This is a genomic window from Streptomyces sp. NPDC051105, from assembly GCF_040682795.1.
Classification (GTDB): domain Bacteria; phylum Actinomycetota; class Actinomycetes; order Streptomycetales; family Streptomycetaceae; genus Streptomyces.
The window spans coordinates 130,682-148,760 of the sequence record NZ_JBFBBR010000006.1; the positions used below are offsets into that span (position 1 = coordinate 130,682).

Annotated in this window: 15 protein-coding genes, 1 tRNA gene and 1 pseudogene; 5 read left to right on the forward strand and 12 right to left on the reverse strand. The window is 70.4% G+C overall.

Features of this window, described 5'->3' with window-relative positions:
* The first annotated feature begins 155 nt into the window (after positions 1-155).
* Positions 156-1,586: a recombinase family protein gene (locus tag AB0N16_RS16950; protein ID WP_365797345.1), complete on the forward strand. Its 1,431-nt coding sequence runs from the start codon at positions 156-158 to the stop codon at positions 1,584-1,586.
* Between the two features lie 337 nt (positions 1,587-1,923).
* Here AB0N16_RS16950 and AB0N16_RS16955 read toward each other — a convergent pair whose 3' ends face one another.
* The 8 genes from AB0N16_RS16955 to AB0N16_RS16990 form a co-directional block, all read right to left on the reverse strand.
* Positions 1,924-3,570, reverse strand: a complete 1,647-nt coding sequence (locus AB0N16_RS16955; RefSeq protein ID WP_365797871.1) for a long-chain fatty acid--CoA ligase — start codon at positions 3,568-3,570, stop codon at positions 1,924-1,926.
* 136 nt (positions 3,571-3,706) lie between these two features.
* Positions 3,707-4,264, reverse strand: a complete 558-nt coding sequence (locus AB0N16_RS16960; RefSeq protein WP_365797347.1) for a SigE family RNA polymerase sigma factor — start codon at positions 4,262-4,264, stop codon at positions 3,707-3,709.
* 192 nt (positions 4,265-4,456) lie between these two features.
* A complete protein-coding gene (locus tag AB0N16_RS16965; protein ID WP_365797349.1) occupies positions 4,457-5,623 on the reverse strand; it encodes a lipid-transfer protein in 1,167 nt (388 codons plus the stop codon).
* Entirely contained in the window at positions 5,620-6,042 is a 423-nt protein-coding gene (locus AB0N16_RS16970) for a MaoC family dehydratase (protein WP_365797351.1), read from the reverse strand. The genes AB0N16_RS16965 and AB0N16_RS16970 overlap by 4 nt, the downstream gene beginning before the upstream one ends.
* Before the next feature lie 16 nt (positions 6,043-6,058).
* Positions 6,059-7,105, reverse strand: a complete 1,047-nt coding sequence (locus AB0N16_RS16975) for an acyl-CoA dehydrogenase family protein (protein ID WP_365797353.1) — start codon at positions 7,103-7,105, stop codon at positions 6,059-6,061.
* A gap of 1 nt (position 7,106) precedes the next feature.
* Positions 7,107-8,090, reverse strand: a complete 984-nt coding sequence (locus tag AB0N16_RS16980; protein WP_365797355.1) for a bifunctional MaoC family dehydratase N-terminal/OB-fold nucleic acid binding domain-containing protein — start codon at positions 8,088-8,090, stop codon at positions 7,107-7,109.
* The gene (locus AB0N16_RS16985) at positions 8,074-9,243 is read right to left on the reverse strand and encodes an acyl-CoA dehydrogenase family protein (RefSeq protein WP_365797358.1); all 1,170 of its coding nucleotides are present in this window, start codon (positions 9,241-9,243) and stop codon (positions 8,074-8,076) included. Before AB0N16_RS16985 ends, AB0N16_RS16980 begins: the two co-directional genes overlap by 17 nt.
* Positions 9,244-9,492: 249 nt before the next feature.
* The gene (locus AB0N16_RS16990; protein WP_365797360.1) at positions 9,493-9,810 is read right to left on the reverse strand and encodes a hypothetical protein; all 318 of its coding nucleotides are present in this window, start codon (positions 9,808-9,810) and stop codon (positions 9,493-9,495) included.
* A gap of 359 nt (positions 9,811-10,169) precedes the next feature.
* Here AB0N16_RS16990 and AB0N16_RS16995 point away from each other — a divergent pair, with 359 nt between their 5' ends.
* The gene (locus AB0N16_RS16995) at positions 10,170-11,159 is read left to right on the forward strand and encodes a bifunctional DNA primase/polymerase (RefSeq protein ID WP_365797362.1); all 990 of its coding nucleotides are present in this window, start codon (positions 10,170-10,172) and stop codon (positions 11,157-11,159) included.
* 265 nt (positions 11,160-11,424) lie between these two features.
* Here the strand turns inward: AB0N16_RS16995 and AB0N16_RS17000 are convergent.
* Together AB0N16_RS17000 and AB0N16_RS17005 are read right to left on the reverse strand one after the other, a co-directional pair.
* A tRNA-Ser gene (locus tag AB0N16_RS17000) sits at positions 11,425-11,511 on the reverse strand.
* A gap of 60 nt (positions 11,512-11,571) precedes the next feature.
* The gene (locus AB0N16_RS17005) at positions 11,572-13,050 is read right to left on the reverse strand and encodes a trypsin-like peptidase domain-containing protein (protein ID WP_365797364.1); all 1,479 of its coding nucleotides are present in this window, start codon (positions 13,048-13,050) and stop codon (positions 11,572-11,574) included.
* Between the two features lie 257 nt (positions 13,051-13,307).
* On the opposite strand from AB0N16_RS17005, the gene AB0N16_RS17010 reads away from it, so the two are divergent.
* The 3 genes from AB0N16_RS17010 to AB0N16_RS17020 all read left to right on the forward strand — a co-directional run bounded on the left by AB0N16_RS17010 (position 13,308) and on the right by AB0N16_RS17020 (position 16,381).
* Positions 13,308-14,135, forward strand: a complete 828-nt coding sequence (locus AB0N16_RS17010; protein WP_365797366.1) for a glycerophosphodiester phosphodiesterase — start codon at positions 13,308-13,310, stop codon at positions 14,133-14,135.
* Between the two features lie 194 nt (positions 14,136-14,329).
* Positions 14,330-14,968 carry an ATP-binding protein gene (locus AB0N16_RS17015; protein ID WP_365797368.1) on the forward strand — a complete coding sequence of 213 codons (639 nt, stop codon included), beginning with the start codon at positions 14,330-14,332 and terminating at the stop codon, positions 14,966-14,968.
* Between the two features lie 423 nt (positions 14,969-15,391).
* Positions 15,392-16,381 carry a DUF5926 family protein gene (locus AB0N16_RS17020; RefSeq protein WP_365797370.1) on the forward strand — a complete coding sequence of 330 codons (990 nt, stop codon included), beginning with the start codon at positions 15,392-15,394 and terminating at the stop codon, positions 16,379-16,381.
* A 410-nt stretch (positions 16,382-16,791) separates the two neighbouring features.
* On the opposite strand, the pseudogene AB0N16_RS17025 reads toward AB0N16_RS17020, so the two are convergent.
* Positions 16,792-17,334: pseudogene (locus AB0N16_RS17025) on the reverse strand (hypothetical protein); the annotation flags it as partial.
* Between the two features lie 54 nt (positions 17,335-17,388).
* Positions 17,389-18,063 (reverse strand): bifunctional DNA primase/polymerase, encoded by a 675-nt coding sequence (locus tag AB0N16_RS17030; RefSeq protein ID WP_365797372.1) that lies wholly within the window; start codon positions 18,061-18,063, stop codon positions 17,389-17,391.
* Positions 18,064-18,079 lie beyond the last annotated feature (16 nt).

The window sequence follows — 18,079 nt, forward strand, 5'->3', positions numbered from 1 at the left end:
GATGTCCAGCTCGCCCGAGGCGTACTGCCGCCTGGGGACCTTCTTAAGAACCTTCACCAAACACACATGTTCTGCTGTACCTTCGTGATCCACGATCAGTGCAGTTCAGGCGCGCAGCCGGCTACATGTACGGCGCCCGGCGGGGAGGGGTCACGGTGGTTGTGAGGCTCGGGGGGTACGCCCGCATCAGCCTGGACAGGACCGGCGAAGAGTTGGGGGTCGAGCGCCAGCGCCACGACTACCGACAGGTTGCAGGGGTGCGCCCGGGGTGGGAGGTGGCGCGCGACTACATCGACAATGACGTAAGTGCGTTCAAGCGCAACGTAGTTCGGCCGGAGTTCGAGCGTCTTCTGGTGGATCTCCAGTCGGGCGTCATAGACGGTGTGATCGCCTACGACCTTGACCGGTTGGCTCGACAGCCGCGCGACCTTGAACGGCTCATCGACGTTTTCGAGGATCGGCCCGAACTGGTCTTCTGCACGGTCACGAACGACATTGACCTGTCGACGTCGGACGGCCGGACCATGGCGCGAGTCATGGTGGCTTTCGCTAACAAGGCGAGTGCAGACACGGGAAGGCGCGTAGCCCGTAAGCACCGTGAACTTGCCGATGCTGGGAAGAACGGTGGGGGCTTCGCTCCGTTCGGCTGGAAGGACGACCGGGTAACTGTTGATCCGGTACAGGCCGAGTTGATCACCAAGGCTCATGACGCCCTGCTGGCTGGCACACGCCTTGCGACTATCGTCATCGAATGGCAAGAGAAGGGAATCCGCACTTCACGGAACACTGGCAAGCCGATCACGCGCGTCGCCCTGAAGGGCATTCTCGTTAACCCGCGCTTGGCCGGTTACCGCGCCATCAAGGGTCAGAAGCACATCGGTGCGGACGGAAAGCCCGTCATGGGTATCTGGGAGCCGATCTGCACCCCCGAAAAGCTTGACGCGGTTGTTGCCGCTCTTGAGGGCGTCAAGACGCAGTACAAGGCGTACAACATGAGCAACAATCATAAGTACCTACTGAGCGGCATTCTTCGTTGCTCTGAGTGCGGCACGCGCATGATGGCGAACATGCGATCTTCCTGGAAGGAAGGCAGCAAGGGAAGCCGTTTCACCTACCGCTGCCCTGCCGCTCAAGATGGCGGCTGCGGAAAGGTGTCTCGGGCCGGTGAACCGCTGGACCAGTACATCATCAATCTCATTCACGATGCCGAGGCGCGACTGAAGGCGCCTGCATCGGAGCCTACCGAGTGGCCTGGGGCGGCCCGTTTGGTCGAGGTCGAGCAGGAGATCAGCGAACTGATTTCCGCGATGAACGGGAAGCGGATTTCCGCCGCCACGGCTATTGCAATGCTGGAGCCGCTGGAGAAAGAACGCGATGAGCTTGCATACGAGCGTGATCGTAACACCATCGAGCAAGTGAAGAACTCGGCGGCTACGGTAGAACTGTCGGAAGAATTCGAGCGGCTACCGATTGAACGTCAGCGGGCCGTAGTGATGAAGCACATAAAGGCGATCGTCGTGCGCCCTGCGGGCCGAGGCGCCCGTAAGTTCAATCCGGACCTGTTGGAACTCGCCTGGTCCGCATAGAAACGCACCGCATCGAACACACGAAATCCCCTGTCGCGGTTGACAGGGGATTTCGTCGTTCTTACTGCTTCTACGAGGGCGATCTGGACGATCTCGAGCCATATCTTGTTCTGGGCTGTTGTGTGGAGGGGCAGGTTGCGCAGGCCGGTGGCCCGGGCGGCCCGGATCCGGTCCTCGGCCCTGGCTTGCGTTGCCGGGTAAGCCGAGGCCCCGGCGTTGTTCGGGGCAAGCCAAGCGGCCTACTGGCCCAATGTGGGCCCGTCCGCCCTCCAGCCGTCCCGAGCAACGGCAGAGCCCCCCGGCGAAGTGCCAGGGGCTCTCTGTGTGGTGCAGCAGGTCAGCGCACCTCGGTCACTTCAAGCTCGCCCAACCTATGTGCTTCACGAATCTTCTTCTTGTCGAACTTGCCGACGCTCGTCTTCGGCACCGCCGCCACCACCGTCCAGCGCTCCGGCAGTTGCCACTTCGCGATCTTGCCCTCCTCGGCGAGGAAGACACGCAGCGTCTCGAAGGTGGCCGTGGAGCCCTCCCGCAGGACGACCGTCGCCAGCGGGCGCTCACCCCACTTCTCGTCGGGGACGGCGACCACCGCGGCCTCGGCGACGTCCGGGTGGGACATCAGCGCGTTCTCCAGCTCGACCGAGGAGATCCACTCGCCGCCGGACTTGATGACGTCCTTCGCGCGGTCGGTGAGGGTCAGGAAGCCGTCGGCGGAAATGGTCCCGACGTCACCGGTCTTCAGCCAGCCGTCCTCGCTGAACTTGTCGGCGGGGCGCAGCGGGTCGGCGTCGGGGCCGTTGTAGTAGGCGCCCGCGATCCAGGGGCCGCGCACCTCCAGCTCGCCGGCCGACTCGCCGTCCCAGGGAAGGCGTTCCCCACCGGGGCCGGTCAGCCGGGCCTGGACACCGGCCGGGAAACGGCCCTGGGTGAGGCGGTAGGCGAACTCCTGCTCCGTGCCGACCGCGTGAGCCGGCGGGCGGGAGACCGTGCCGAGCGGCGAGGTCTCGGTCATGCCCCAGGCGTGACAGACCCGCATGCCCAGCTTGTCGAACGCGGCCATGAGGGAGGGCGGGCAGGCCGAGCCGCCGATGGTCACCTGGGTGAGCGAGGCGACGTCCCGGGGCCGGGCGGTGAGTTCGCCGAGCAGGCCCTGCCAGATGGTGGGGACCGCGGCCGCGTGCGTGGGCCGCTCCGTCTCGATCATCTCGGCGAGCGGGGCGGGCTGGAGGAAGCGGTCCGGCATGAGCAGGTTGACGCCGGTCATGAAGGTGGCGTGCGGCAGACCCCAGGCGTTGACATGGAACTGGGGCACGACGACCAGGGAGGTGTCCTGGTCGGTCAGGCCCATCGACTGGGTCATGTTGACCTGCATGGAGTGCAGGTAGATCGAACGGTGGCTGTACACCACGCCCTTGGGGTCGCCGGTGGTGCCGGAGGTGTAGCACATGGCGGCGGCCTGGCGTTCGTCGAGCTCCGGCCAGTCGTACGTCGTCGGCTTGCCGGCGATCAGGTCCTCGTACTCGTGTACGGCCACGGTCGCGCCGTCCAGCAGGGAACGGTCACCCGGGCCGGAGACCACGACATGCCGCAACGGCTTCAGGTGGGGCAGCAGCGGGGCGAGCAGCGGCAGCAGCGAACCGTTGACGATCACGACCCGGTCGGCCGCGTGGTTCACGATCCAGGCCAGCTGTTCGGCGGGCAGCCGCAGGTTGAGCGTGTGCAGGACCGCACCCATGGAGGGAATCGCGAAGTACGCCTCGGTGTGTTCCGCGTTGTTCCACATGAGCGTGGCCACCCGGTCGTCGTCCTGGACACCCAGGTCGTCGCGCAGGGCGTGGGCCAACTGGGCGGCGCGGACGCCGACATCGGCGAAGCTGCGGCGGTGCGGCTCGGCCTCACCCGTCCAGGTGGTCACCTGTGACTCGCCGTGAACCCTCGACCCATGCGTCAGGATCGTGGAGATCAGCAGCGGTACGTCCTGCATGGTGCTCAGCACGGCGGTCCTCCCGGGGGCGACATTGCCTACTCGGTGGTAAAGGGGCTGCGCTGATTCTGCTCACATACCGGGCGGTATGTCACTAGGGGAGAGCCAACTAACACCGGTCGGCGGCAGCCGGTCGCTATCGGGCGACGTCCAGCTCAGGGTCCTCGCGCAGCTTGCCGAGCGCACGCGACACGGCGGACTTCACCGTGCCCACCGACACCCCGAGCACCTCGGCCGTCTGCACCTCGCTGAGGTCCTCGTAGTACCGCAGCACGACCATCGCCCGCTGCCGCGCGGGCAGCTTCATGATCGCCCGCCACATCGCGTCGCGCAGCACCTGCCGTTCGGCCGGGTCGTCCCCGCCGCCCACCGGCTCCGGCTCGGGCAGTTCGTCGCAGACGAACTCGTCGACCCGGCGCTTGCGCCACTGCGAGGTCCGGGTGTTCAGCAGGGCCCGGCGGACATAGCCGTCGAGCGCACGATGGTCCTCGATCCGCTCCCAGGCCACGTACGTCTTGGCGAGCGCGGTCTGGAGCAGGTCCTCCGCGTCACTCGGGTTCGCGGTCAACGACCGGGCGGTGCGCAGCAGGACCGACTGGCGGGCCCTGACGTACGACGCGAAGGACGGGTACGGCCGGGTCTGCCTCGCCGAGACAGCGGCGTCCGACGCGCTGGTGCAGACGGGTGTGGTCATGGCTCCACGCTATGAGCGAACAGCGTGACGGCGGATCGGCCGCAGGTCCCGAAGGAGAGTCCGCCTCAGGTTGTAGGGGTAGGGCTGGCTACACCTCCTGAAGGTGGAGTACGGGGGCAGTACTCCTGCGGGTTTACCCCTGAGGGGGTACTACGGCCGAGGCGGCGGGCCGCGCCCCGGCGGGCCGCCTGGTCACCCGTCCGAGGTCAGGACCAGGCCTGACGTCGGTACCCCGGTACCGGCGGTCACCAGGACCCGGCCCGCGCCCGGTATCTGGTTCACGCCCGTGCCACGCAACTGGCGTACCCCCTCCGCGATCCCGTTCATCCCATGGAGGTACGCCTCCCCGAGCTGTCCCCCGTGCGTGTTCAGCGGCAACCGCTCCTCGGTCACGAAGTCCGCCGCCTCCCCGCGTCCGCAGAACCCGAACTCCTCCAGTTGCATCAGCACGAACGGGGTGAAGTGGTCGTACAGGATCCCCACGTCGATGTCGGCCGGGGCGAGCCCGGAGGTGCGCCACAGCTGCCGGGCCACCACGCCCATCTCCGGCAGCCCGGTCAGGTCGTCCCGGTAGAAGCTGGTCATCTGCTCCTGGGCCCGGCCGGCGCCCTGCGCGGCCGCCGCGATCACGGCCGGCGGATGCGGCAGATCACGCGCCCGCTCCACCGACGTGACGACGAGCGCCTGTCCGCCGTCCGTCTCCTGGCAGCAGTCGAGGAGTCGGAGCGGTTCGACGATCCAGCGGGATGCCGCGTGGTCGGCGAGGGTGATCGGACGGCCGTGGAAGTAGGCCGCGGGATTGGTCGCCGCGTACTTCCGGTCCACCACCGCCACCCGCCCGAACACCTCCGGGGTCAGCCCGTACGCGTGCAGGTAGCGCTGCGCCGCCATCGCCACCCAGGACGCCGGGGTGAGCAGCCCGAACGGCAGCGCCCAGCCCAGCGCCGCGCCCTCCGCCGACGGCTCCCGGTGCTGCACGCCCGAGCCGAACCGGCGCCCCGACCGCTCGTTGAACGCCCGGTAGCAGACGACGACCTCGGCCACCCCCGTCGCCACCGCCAGCGCCGCCTGCTGGACCGTCGCACAGGCCGCGCCGCCGCCGTAGTGGACGCGGGAGAAGAAGGACAGCTCACCGATCCCGCAGGCCTGGGCCACGGTGATCTCCGGGCTGGTGTCCATCGTGAACGTCACCATCCCGTCCACGTCCGCCGGGGTCAGCCCCGCGTCGGCCAGCGCGGCCCGCACCGCCTCCACGGCCAGCCCCAACTCACTGCGCCCCGAGTCCTTGGAGAAATCGGTGGCCCCGATCCCCACGATCGCCGCCCGCCCGCCGAGCGAGTCCCGGCCCCGCACGCTCATGAGTCCGCCTCGTCGGTGAGGGTGACGGTAACGGTGGCCTCGGTCAGGACGACGGTCACCGTGCCGGTCACGTGGTTGCCGATGCCGTTGGCGCCGACCACCCGGACCGTCGCCGTCCCCGTCACCTCGTCCAGCTCCTCGACCCGGCCGGTCAACACCATCGTGTCCCCCGGGTAGTTGGGCGCACCCAGCCGGATGGCGACCTTGCGGAGCTCCGCCGTCGGGCCGAAGCAGTCGGTGACGTACCGGCCGACCAGGCCGTTGGTCGTCAGGATGTTCATGAAGATGTCGGGGGAGCCCTTCAGCCGGGCCAGTTCGGCGTCGTGGTGCACGTCCTGGTAGTCCCGGGAGGCGATCGCGCCGGCCACGATCAGCGTCCGCGTGATCGGGATCTCCAGCGGCGGCAGCGCAGTGCCCACGCCCGGCCGTGTCGTCTCAGTCCCCACTCGCGATCAACTCCCCCAGTTCCTGGAGCACTTCGCCCCCACTGCCCAGATAGGCGTCCAGTTGGCGCCCCCACAGGAAGTGCCGGTGCACCGGATGCTCGACGTCGGCGCCCGCACCGCCGTGCAGGTGCTGGCCCGTGTGCACGACCCGCTGCCCCGCCTCGGACGCCCACCAGGCGGTGGTCAGCGCATGCGTGGCGTACGGCAGCCCCGCGTCCCGCCGCCAGGCCGCCTCGTACGCCGTCACCCGTATCGCCTCGGTGTCCATATGGGCGTCGGCGGCCCGGAGTTGCACGGCCTGCCGGGTGGCGAGCGGGCGGCCGAACTGCTCACGGGCGTTGGTGTGCGCGACGGCCCGGGCGAGGGAGCCCGCGCAGACACCGGCCTGGAGCCCGGCGAAAGCGGTGCGGGCGGTGGCCAGGATGTCGGCGTAGGCGGTGGGGTCGGGCCCCGCACCGGGGCCGGTGCCGAGGGGCTCGGCGGGGGCCTCGTGGAGTGTGAGGCGCCCCGCCGACCAGGGGGCGGTGAGCTCGGTCTCCTCGATGCCGGCGCCCTCGCCGAGCGGCACCAGCCAGAGCCGCCGACCGGCGTCCGCGAGCAGGACATGCGTGGCGTCGCGCAGCCACGGGACGACGGGGACGGTGCCGGTCAGCCCACCGCGCCCGGAAGGCCGTACACCCTGCTGGGCGGGAAACGCCCCGGCGACGACCAGCGACCCGTCCCCGATCCCCGGCAGCAGCCGCTCCCGCTGTTCGCTCGTGCCGTGGCCGGCGATCGCCAGCTGCCCGTACACACAGCTCGCCGCGAACGGCACCTGGGCCGTGGTGCGTCCCTGTTCCTCCAGGAGCAGCACCAGCCCCAGCAGGCCCAGTTCCTCGACCGCGGCCACCAGCCCGGCCACGGTGAGGGCCTTCCACAGCTCCGGGTCGCTGCCGGTGCCGGCCGCCCGCAGCCGCTCATGGGTGGCGAGGTCGGCGAAGATCCGGGCGGCCAGGTCATGGGCCTCGGCCTGCGCCTCGGTGGGCGTGAAGTCCATGTCAGACCTCCCCGCCGAGACCGCCGAGACCGTCGAGACTGTCGAGACCGCCGAGGCCGCCGAGACCGCCGAGGGTGTCCACGCTCCGGAAGACGGGCAGGGTCAGCGCGCCCTCCTCGTCCTCGTACCGGCGGAACTCCACCCGTACCGGCAGCCCGATCCGCACCTTGTCGTACGGCACCCCCACCACGTTGCTCACCATCCGCACGCCCTCGGCGAGTTCGATCAGGCCCACCGCGTACGGAGGGGCGAAGGCCGGGAAGGGCGGGTGGTGCATCACGACGTACGAATAGACCGTGCCCTCACCGGCCGACTCGACCGTGTCCCAGTCGAGGGAGCCGCAGGCGTTGCAGCCCGGCAGCCAGGGGTGGCGCAGGGTGCCGCAGTCGGCGCAGCGCTGGATGAGGAGGCGGCCCTCGGCCACGCCCTCCCAGAAGCCGACGTTGTCCCGGTTGACCACCGGGCGGGGGCGCCGGGCCTTCGCGGCGGACGGCCGCGCGCTCGGCGCGTATTTGAGGATGCGGAAGCGGTGGGTGCCCGCGAGGTCGTCGCCGACGCGGACGTCCGTGCGGGTCGTGACGAAGTACCCGGTGCCCAGCTTCGTCCGCTTCCGCTCCGACACCGACTCGATCACCGTGTCGAAGACCACCTCGTCGCCCGGCCGCAACGGCTTCAGGTACTCCTGCTCGCAGTCGGTGGCGACCACCGAGGTGCAGCCCGCCTCGTCGAGCAGGGCCATCAGTTCGTCGTACGCACCGGTGCGCCCTCCGTGTCCCGACAGACCGCCCATGGTCCACGCCTGGAGCATGGTGGGCGGGGCGATGGCGTCGGGCCCCTCGTACGCCGGGTTCGTGTCGCCGGTCGCCTCGCACCAGTGCCGGATCATGGGCAGGTTGACCGGATCCCTGCCCACGCCCGAGACCGCGGCGGGCTGCCCCTCGTACACCTTGAGCCGCACCCCCAGCTCGTCAGTCCCCCCGGCCACGGCCACCCCTCCTCATCCCGAGCCGCATCGTCGCGACGATCTCCCGCTGCACCTCGCTCACCCCGCCCCCGAACGTGTTGATCTGGGCCGCCCTGTTGAGCCGCTCCAGCTCGCCGTCCTCGAACGCCCCCGGCGACCCGGATCGGACCAATGCCGCCTCGCCGACGATCTCCTGACACATGCGATACGTCGCGACTGCCGATTCCGTTCCCGCGAACTTCACGCCGCTGGCCTCCGCGGGGGCCACCCGGCCCGCCCCCGCGTCCCCCACCAAACGCCAGCTGAGCAGGCGGTTCGCCGCCAGCCGGGCATGCGCTTCGGCCAGCCGAAAACGCACCCAGGACTCGTCAACACGGCGTCGGCCCGTCACCGGATCGGGGGTGCGGGCGGCGGTGAGCGCGGCCTCGTAGAAGTCCTCGGCCTGCATGGCGGTCGCGGCGAGGGCGACCCGCTCGTGGTTGAGCTGGTTGGTGATGAGCGACCAGCCGTCGTGCTCGGCGCCGACCAGGTGGCCGGCGGGGACGCGGACTCCGTCGTAGTAGGTCGCCGTGGTGATCTGGCCGCCCACCGTCTCGATCGGGGTCCAGGAGAACCCGGGGGCGCCGGTGGGGACCAGGAGGATCGAGATGCCGCGGTGTCTGGGCGCCTCGGGGTCGGTACGGCAGGCCAGCCAGATCCAGTCGGCGTGCTGGGCGCCCGAGGTGAAGATCTTCTGCCCGTCGATCCGCCAGCCGTCACCGTCCCGCATGGCCCGGGTGCGCAGCGAGGCGAGGTCGGTGCCGGCGGAGGGTTCGCTGTAGCCGATGGCGAAGACCAGGTCGCCGCTGAGGATGCCGGGCAGGAAGCGCGCCTTCTGTTCGTCGCTGCCGTACTTCATGAGCGTGGGCCCGACCGTGTTGAGCGTGACCATCGAGACGGGGGCGCCGGCCCGATACGCCTCGTCGAAGAACACGAACTGCTCCTCGGCACCCCGCCCTTGACCGCCGTACTCGACGGGCCAGCCGATGCCCAGCAGGCCGTCCGCGCCGAGGCGGCGCAGCAGGGCGCGGCGTTCCTCGGGCGCCTCGGGGGCGGGGGAGGGGATCAAGGACCGGAAGTAGGCGCGGAGTTCGGCGCGCAGCCGCCGCTGGCGTTCGGTGGGGGCCAGATGCATGGTTTCTGACTGTCCGTCAGCTATGGCTCACTGTCAAGGTCGAACAGGCGGCGCGCGGCGCCGGGAGGCCGGGAGCCGCCTTGGGCTGCCATGGGCTGCCATGGGCTGCCGTGAGGTGCCGTGGGCTGCCGGAAAGCGGGGCGCCGGAGGGCAGTGCGCCGGAACACGCCTGCGCGGCGGTACCGGAGTACCGCCGCGCAGGCGTGTTGCATCCCCACAGAGCACACCCCACCAGGGCTCAGACGGGGACTACCACAGCTCGGTGAAGTGGACGGCCACGTTGTCGTTGCCCTGCTGGAGGGCCGTCCACGCGGAGCCCTTGACCTGCGCGGTGTTGCTCTGGTTCGAGGCGCCGTTGCCCACCGCGTTCTGCTGCGTGGTGGAGGAGTTGCCGTTGTTGTCGTGGCCGACACCGCTGCCGATGATGCCCGCCACACCGGCGTTGGCGCTCGATCCGTTGCCCGCGATCGCACCGTTGTCCGCGGCGGCGACACCGGCGAAGAGAGCGGCGGCGAGCGGAAGGGCGGAGACGGCGGCGAGAACGCGGGCGGTACGGATGCTTGCCATGTTGTTTCCTCTCAGAGCCCGGCTAGGCCGGAAACTACGTCAAGTAAGGCTGTTTCCAGGGCGGTTGGCCGACCGCCTCGGTGGTTGTCATCGACGTCGCGAGATCAGAATTGCCCACCGAATCCCCGGCGAACCACCCCGGACAGGCTCATTCGCCCTCAAGCGTGATGACAAGTCGATAAACCCCTTTCGCCATCTTTGGTTGACTCCATCCCCTGTCATGACGAGTACGGATATCACTTCTCCAAGCACCCCAAGGGGAGAACCGATCCGGCACCTTTTCCGGCCAAGCTGCCGCCCTCGGCGCGTCACACCCGACCCCTCTTCCCTTTTTCGAACGTACGTACGAACATGGATCCATGGCCACCACCGACCGGCAGGCCACGACGCTGGCCCTCGCACACGCCCTGTCAGCCGCCGAGCGCGGCCTGGCCGTCATCCCCCTGTCCCGGACCAAACTCCCGGCCCTGCGCTCCCCCCACCGATCCCTGTCCCCGGACCGATCTCCGTCCCCGGACCGATCTCCGTCCCCGGACCGATCTCCGTCCCCGCACAGATCCCCCTCCCCGGACCGGTACCCGGACCGATCCCCGGACCTCGACGAGCCGCCGCCGGCGCTACCGCCCTGCCACGGCGAGTGCGGCCGCCCCGGCCACGGGGTGTACGACGCCACCACCGACCCGGCCCGCATCCGCGAGCTGTTCGCCGCGGCGCCCTGGGCGACCGGCTACGGCATCGCCTGCGGGCTGCCCCCGCACCGCCTCATCGGCGTCGACCTCGACGTGAAGTCCGGTACGGACTCCACCGCCGCCCTGCGTGAACTGGCACTGCGGCACCTGTTCACGATCCCGCCCACGGTCGTGGTGCTCACGCCGAGCGGCGGCCGCCACCTCTGGCTCACCGGACCGCCGGACGCCGTGGTCCCCAACTCGGCCGGCCGGCTCGCCCCCGGCATCGACATCCGGGGCGCCGGCGGCTACCTGGTCGGCCCCGGCTCCCGCACCGACCACGGCGTCTACGCCACCGCCCCGGGCACCGAACACCTGGTCCCGGCGCCCTGCCCGCCGGCTCTGCTCCGCCTCCTGCTCCCACCCCCGCGGGCGCCCCATCCCGCGACCCACCCCTCGGTCGGCAACCGCGGCCAGGGCCTGGTCCAGTTCGTTCTCGCCGCCCACCAGGGCCAGCGCAACACCCGCCTGTTCTGGGCGGCCTGCCGCGCCTACGAGAACGGCATCGGCCGCGCCCTGCGGGCCCCGCTGATCGACGCGGCGGTCCACACCGGCCTGACGGAACGCGAGGCCCGCGCGACGATCGCGTCAGCGGCCCGCATGACCGGTCACCACCCCTGAAGATCCGGTAGCGCCTCGGACCCGCCGCACCAGCGCATCACCCTGACCGTGTCCAGACGATGCGCATCCGGTGGCGTCCGCACAGGGCCATGGCGTAACCGGTACGACCGCCGGCGACCGATCCGTTCCGATCCCCGGATCAGAAGGCCCGTGCCCCGTCCGTGCCCGGTCCAGCGGAGAACACCGGGTACCGACCGGGCCCGCGCGGACAGCACGCAGCACGTCGGCCCCTGACCGATCTACCTGGTCAGGGGCCGTTCACCTGCGGTGGGTGTGGGATTTGAACCCACGGTGACATCGCTGCCACGACGGTTTTCAAGACCGTTCCCTTAGGCCGCTCGGGCAACCCACCCCGCGCCGACCGAGATCGGCGCGGGGAACAGAGTAACCGGTTCGTGCGGGCGCGTGCGGGTCAGTTGTCGCCGACGCGGGAGGTGAGGGTGACGGTGACCGTGTGTTCGCTGCCGCCCCGCTTGTAGGTGATCTGGACCTTGTCGCCGGGCTTGTGGGTCCAGATCTCGCCGATCAGGGTCGGGCCGCTGTCGATCACCGAGTCGTCGAGCTTGGTGATGACGTCGCCGGGCTTGAGGCCGGCCTTGTCCGCGGGACCGCCCGACTCGACCGCGGCGGAGCCGCCCGTGCCGGCGTCGGTGATCTGCGCACCGTTCGTCGAGTCTTCCAGGGACACCGAGGCGCCGATCTTCGCGTAGACCGGCTTGCCGGTCTTGATCAGCTGCTGGGCCACGTACTTGGCCTGGTTGATCGGGATGGCGAAGCCCAGGCCGATCGAGCCCGACTGCCCGGTGCTGCCCAGGCCACCGCTGGAGGCGGACTGGATCGCGGAGTTGATGCCGATCACCGCGCCGGAGGCGTCCATCAGCGGGCCGCCGGAGTTGCCCGGGTTGATGGAGGCGTCGGTCTGCAGGGCGCTCATGTAGGACGCCTTGCTGGTGGAGCTGCCGTCGCTGGAGGCCACCGGGCGGTTCTTGGCGCTGATGATGCCCGTCGTGACCGTGTTGGACAGGCCGAAGGGGGCGCCGATCGCGATCGTCTCGTCGCCGACCGCCACGTTGTCGGAGTTGCCCAGGGCGAGCGGCTTGAGGTCCGACGGCGGGTTCTTGAGCTTGATGACCGCGACGTCGTAGCCCTGTGCGTGGCCGACGACCTCGGCGTCGTACTTCTTGCCGTCCGGGAAGGTAGCGCTCAGCTTGCCGCCGTCGAGGGCGTCCGCGACCACGTGGTTGTTGGTGATGATGTGGCCCTGGGTGTCGAAGACGAACCCGGTGCCGGTGCCGCCCTCGCCGCTGGTCGACTCGGCCTCGATGGTGACCGTGCTGGGCAGCGCGTTGTGGGCCACCGCCGCGATGGTGCCGGACGCGCGCTTGACCTGGGTGGCGCCGCCGTCGGAGGAGGCGGAGACGGTCGTGGAGCCCGTGTCGTCGTTGTTCTTGGCCAGCGTGTAGCCGAGGCCGCCGCCGACGCCGCCCGCGACCAGCGCGGCCACCAGAACGGCGGCGACCAGACCGCCGCGCCCGTTGCCCTTCTTCGGCGCGGGCTGCGGCTGCTGGAACGGCTGGTGTTGCTGGTACTGCTGGTGCTGCTGGTCGTACGGCGAGCCCCAGCCGGCCCCGGCAGCCGCGCCCGCACCGGCGTCCGCGTAGGCAGGGGTCGCGGGGGGCGGGGGCGGCCAGGAACCCTCGGCAGGGGCCTGCGGCGGGGACGCATAAGGGTCACCCGCGGGCGCACCCTGGGGCGCCGGCGAGATCGGGGTGGTCGGCGCTTCCCCGCCGTCGGACGCGGCTGCCTGCGGCGAAGCAGCGGGAGACGTCGGCGGCACGGGAGGTGCGGACGGGGCCGGAGGTACCGGGTTGCCCTCGTTCTCGGTGCTCACAGCTTCTCTCCTCGGTCCACGGCTTTTCTTCTCGGTCGCACTCGGTCACGCTCTTTCACGCTTGCTGTCGGTCCGGCGCGATTCAGCTGTGCATGTGCTTTTGTATGCCGTCAGCTTTTCCCACAGGCCGTCAGAGCACCATAAGCGGTGGCTGTGGGTACACCGATAACCTTTATATAGGGCCTGTCCGACAAAAGTTCCCTTTGCTGGCATCGAGGATGCCCCCACGCACGCCCGCTCGGTGGCACCATGTCGCGGTGACCCACGCACCACAGCATCGCATCCAGGTCGTCGCGCACCGCGGGGCCTCCGAGGACGCCCCCGAGCACACCCTCGCCGCCTACAAGAAGGCCATCGAGGACGGCGCCGACGCCCTGGAGTGCGACGTACGGCTGACCGCCGACGGCCACCTGGTCTGTGTCCACGACCGACGGGTCAACCGTACGTCCAACGGGCGGGGCGCCGTCTCGGCCCTGGAACTCGCGGATCTGGCGGCCCTGGACTTCGGTTCCTGGAAGAGGGGGCCGGCCTGGCGGGGACGGGACGAGGAGCCCGAATGGGAGGTCCGGCCGGAGGACCGCGGGGACACCTCCGTTCTCACACTGGAGCGATTGCTGGAGCTGGTCGCGGACGCCGGGCGGCGGGTGGAGCTGGCGATCGAGACCAAGCACCCGACGCGGTGGGCGGGGCAGGTCGAGGAGCGGCTGATGCTGCTCCTGAAGCGGTTCGGTCTGGACGCTCCGGCCACGGCGGCCGAGTCACAGGTGCGGGTCATGAGCTTCTCCGCGCGGTCGCTGCACCGGGTGCGGGCGGCCTCGCCGACACTGCCGACGGTCTATCTGCTGCAGTTCCTCTCGCCCCGGCTGCGCGACGGCCGGCTGCCGGCCGGGGTGCGGATCGCGGGCCCCTCGATCCGGATCGTGCGCAACCAGCCCACCTACATCGAACGCCTGAAGCGCAACGGCCATCAGGTGCACGTCTGGACGGTGAACGAGCCGGAGGACGTGGATCTGTGCCTGGAGCTCGGTATCGACGCGATCATCACCAACCGGCCGGGGGCGGTGTTGCGGCGGCTCGGGCGATGAGCTGATCGAGGCTCAGATAAAGAGTCGCGTAAGGAATCTCCGCACCCCTTGACCCGACACCTCTCTCACAGCATCCTCACGTATCGGCCACACCGTCGAAATCCAGCCACACGAAGCCATACCTGGGGGGATATGGCGACGTACCCGTCACAGGGTGTGCTCCGGCGCGTTCGGTCCGCATTCGTCCGTTGCGAATGCGTCATCGGACATTCATTGGCCGGTTTCCGGTTCAGGCCGATGGGGCATCCACACCGTGGCGTGGGGCAAAGGAGGTCTCGGGGGTGGCGTTGGTGGTGGCACAGGAGGTGCCCACGTCGTCGAGCATGGCCGTACCCCATGGCCCTGCGGGCGTGGGGAAGGCGAGGCACCGTATGCGCGATCAGTTGCGCACCGGTGGCGTATCGGAATCGGTCATCGACGATGCCGTACTCATCCTTTCCGAACTTTTGAGCAATGCGTGCAAACACGGGCGTCCCTTGGGGGACGCGCTGGCCGGGGACGGCGACGTCCGGGCCGCCTGGCGGGTGGACACGCACGGTCGCCTGATCGTCGAGGTGACGGACGGCGGCGGACCGACCCGCCCGGCTCCCATGACCCCGTCGGTCACGGCACACGGCGGCCGCGGGCTGAACATCATCACGGCCCTGGCGGACGACTGGGGGGTTCGGGACGACGCCCGGGGCGAGGTGACGGTCTGGGTCGTGGTCCAGAAGGACGTGCGCGATCCCGATGGCACGGTCCGCCGCGACGCCTTCGCTACGCGCGTCATGGCACCCGCGGCCCCGGAGATCGCCGGTCTGGACTTCGCCGACGCGTTCGAGGACCTGGACTGACCGGTACCGCCTCGGACCGACCGGCGCGGGCCAGAACCAACCGGGACCGCCTGGACCGCCCGGGACCGGTACCGACTCGGACCGGCCGGGATCGACCGGGCCGGTACCGACTCGGACCGACCGGTACCGGCATGGGACCGACCGATACCGGCATGGGACCGACCGGGATCGACCGGGACCGGTACCGACTTCGGACCGATCAGTACCGGCATGGACGAACCGGGATGGCCCAGGACCGGGACCGGCCTGGCTGGCCTGGACCGGCCGGGACCGGCCTGGAGCGGGACCGGCCTGGAGCGAGCCGTGCCGACCCCGTCCGGCGGTGCCCGCTCTCGCGGCTCTGTCCACAGGTACCCGTGGTCCAGGGCGTGAACGGCTAGGCTCCCGCCAGTACGAGACGAGCCGTAACCGGGAGACACCCAGATGGCCAAGAAGCGACCCCAGACAAAGGCCACGCGGCCGCAGCTCAGCGATGCGGCCCGGGCCGAAGGCGCTGATGGAGACTTTCCGGTCGTCGGTGCCCGTGAACCCTGCCCCTGCGGCAGCGGCCGGCGCTACAAGGCGTGCCACGGCCGGGCGGCCGCCCACGCGGCGACCGAGCTGGTGCACCGCCCGTTCGAGGGGCTGGCGGGCGAGGGCGACTGGGTGGCACTGCGCGAGCTGGTCCCCGCCGCCACGGCCGAGCTGACCCTGAAGGACGGCCTGCCCGAGGGCGTCCCCTCCGTCACGCTCGCGACGGTACTGCCGATGGCCTGGCCGGCCCTCCGGCGCGACGACGGCACCGTCCTCCTCGGCCTGCAGAACGACACGGCCTCCGGCGACATCAGCCGCGACCTCGCCGACACCCTCCAGCGCGCCCTCGCCGCTGACCCGGGCACCCCCGTGCAGGGCCGCCGCGCCCCCGCCGACAGCCCCCGGCTGCAGGACCTGCTCGACCCCGAGGGCCCGTTCGTGCCGGTCGTGCACGACGGCTTCGAGTTCTGGGTGCAGGACGCGGAGAACGCCACCGCGGAGGTGACCGCCTCCCTGGAGCGGGCCAACGCGGCCGCCATCCCGACGGTGAAGCTGACCGGCGTCGATTCCGCCTACTGGTGCGAGACGCCCGAGAAGAACCATCTGCGATGGGTCATGCCGTATCCCGAGGAGCAGCTTCTGGACGCTCTCGCGCGGCTGCACGCGGCGGGCAGGTCCAGCCTCGGCGAGGGGACCCGGCTGGTCGGTTCCTTCCGCGCCCACGGTCTCACCGTGCCGGTCTGGGACCTGCCGAGCGGGGTCGGTGCCGAGGACGTGGAGAAGCCGGCCGCCGAGTTCGCCGAACGGCTCGCGACCGCTCTGGCCTCGGAGGCACCGCTCACGGCGGACGAGCGCCGGGCCCGTGGCGGGCTGACCAACCGACAGGTCACGCTCAGCTGACGATCAAGGCCGACGGAGGGACGCGGCTGACCGACCGGTCAGCCGCTCCGGACCCGTTGACTCGGGTGACTCCTGTCACAACTTCCCTACACGGCAAGCAAATACGTGTCCGAATAGCCGAGATCGAATTTGCGAACCGCCGATCTCTTGTTACCGTCTCAGTAGCCCGGTTGCTGGTGCATCCCCCGTCGCCAGCAACCGGGCCTTTTCATGCCCGCGTCCATGTCGGCGTCCGGTGTACGGACCGTAGCGATACGTCAACTCCTGCTTGACTCACGGGAGTTGCCCTCGTACGAGGCCCCGGAGCCCTCGGCGGAGTCGCCCGCGGCGCCCCTGCCGAAGTCGCTTCCGACGCCACTCGCAGCCCCGCTCCCGACGTCACCGCCGGAGCCGTCCCCGGAGGCACCGGCCGAGTTGCTCGCCGAGTTGCTCGCGCTGCGCAGCAGCAGCGGTCCGTCGCCGTCGCGCGCCGCGAACTCCGTGACGGCCGTGTAGGCGTCCAGCGCGCCCCGCGTGTGCTCCCGGGGTGTCTCACAGGTGGCGGGCTCGTCGGCGGCGTCCGCGGCGCAGTGCGCCTGCACGGTGCGGCCGTGCGGGCCCATGAGGCTCAGCACGGACTCCAGGTCCGCCCCGGTGGCGTTGCGGTAGTAGGTGCGCGCCCAGGTGTCCGCGCCCTGGGCCATCACGCAGGTCTGCGCCTCCACTCCGCCGGGGGAGGTGAGTTCGGGACCGCAGCGGGCGGCCGTGGCCAGGCCGAGGCCGAGCACCAGCGGGGACCGTACGGGCGCCGGCAGCTTCTCGTCGTCGCTCCGGGCGGGGTGTCCGGCGGCGTCGCCCACCTGTCCCGCGGACGCCACGGTCAGCGGCAGCGCGACCGCGCACACCATGACACCCACGAGGGCGAGCAGACGTAGTCGGGGGTCTGGGGGTTGCCCCCCAGAATTACGCAGCATGTGCGGACGATAACCAGCGAGCCACGAGAAGCCGGGCTCTCGCGCCCGACACCCTTACAACTCGGGTGCGCTCACACCCGTACGGGTGAGGGCGTCGACCACGGCGTCCACCACGGCCTCCACATCGGGCACCCAGGGCTTGGCCGAGCCGGGCAGCGGGGCGCGCTCCCAGCGGATGGCGCCCTGGCCGGTCTCGGAGGGGGGCAGGGCGAGATAGCCGCCCTCCCCGTGGAAGCGGAGCGAGCCGGGGACGAAGTCCTTGGCGTACAGCAGCTCGCCCAACTGCTCCATGGAGTACGGCTTGACGAGCAGCGCCCAGCGGGTGGGCGCCGCGACCACCGGGCCGAGGCGCATGCCGCGGCGGTCGAGAAGAGTCAGGGCATGGGAGGCCGCGAGGGCGGGCAGACTGACCGCGCAGGGCGCGTTTCCGCCGACGGCTCCGGTGGCGAGGATGATCGGCGCGGCCGGCCGGTTGCCCCACCACCAGCGCACCATGCGCTCGTCGGTGGTGGCGGCGAGCAGACCGGGGTCGAAGGGGTGCGCACCGGGCACCGAGCACTCCGGGTCGGGGCAGGCGCAGCGGGCCCGGCCCTGCGGGTCCGGGGCCACACCCGGGAGTACGGGCCACTGCCATTCCGTCGCGAAGGTCAGGGCCGCGCCGAGAAAATCAGGCCCCTTGTCTTTCCGCCTGGACAGGAGCCTGCGTCGCCTTCCGAGGATCTCGCGCATGAGCGCTCGTTCCTTT

Excerpts from the sequence above, each read along its gene's own strand:
- AB0N16_RS16985 (WP_365797358.1), bottom strand. The coding sequence starts at position 9,243 with ATGCATCTGGCCCCCACCGAACGCCAGCGGCGGCTGCGCGCCGAACTC.
- AB0N16_RS16960 (WP_365797347.1), bottom strand. The coding sequence starts at position 4,264 with ATGACCACACCCGTCTGCACCAGCGCGTCGGACGCCGCTGTCTCGGCG.
- AB0N16_RS17030 (WP_365797372.1), bottom strand. The coding sequence starts at position 18,063 with ATGCGCGAGATCCTCGGAAGGCGACGCAGGCTCCTGTCCAGGCGGAAA.
- AB0N16_RS17015 (WP_365797368.1), top strand. The coding sequence starts at position 14,330 with ATGCGTCATCGGACATTCATTGGCCGGTTTCCGGTTCAGGCCGATGGG.
- AB0N16_RS16975 (WP_365797353.1), bottom strand. The coding sequence starts at position 7,105 with ATGGACTTCACGCCCACCGAGGCGCAGGCCGAGGCCCATGACCTGGCC.
- AB0N16_RS16955 (WP_365797871.1), bottom strand. The coding sequence starts at position 3,570 with ATGCAGGACGTACCGCTGCTGATCTCCACGATCCTGACGCATGGGTCG.
- AB0N16_RS16995 (WP_365797362.1), top strand. The coding sequence starts at position 10,170 with ATGGCCACCACCGACCGGCAGGCCACGACGCTGGCCCTCGCACACGCC.
- AB0N16_RS17020 (WP_365797370.1), top strand. The coding sequence starts at position 15,392 with ATGGCCAAGAAGCGACCCCAGACAAAGGCCACGCGGCCGCAGCTCAGC.
- AB0N16_RS16965 (WP_365797349.1), bottom strand. The coding sequence starts at position 5,623 with ATGAGCGTGCGGGGCCGGGACTCGCTCGGCGGGCGGGCGGCGATCGTG.
- AB0N16_RS16990 (WP_365797360.1), bottom strand. The coding sequence starts at position 9,810 with ATGGCAAGCATCCGTACCGCCCGCGTTCTCGCCGCCGTCTCCGCCCTT.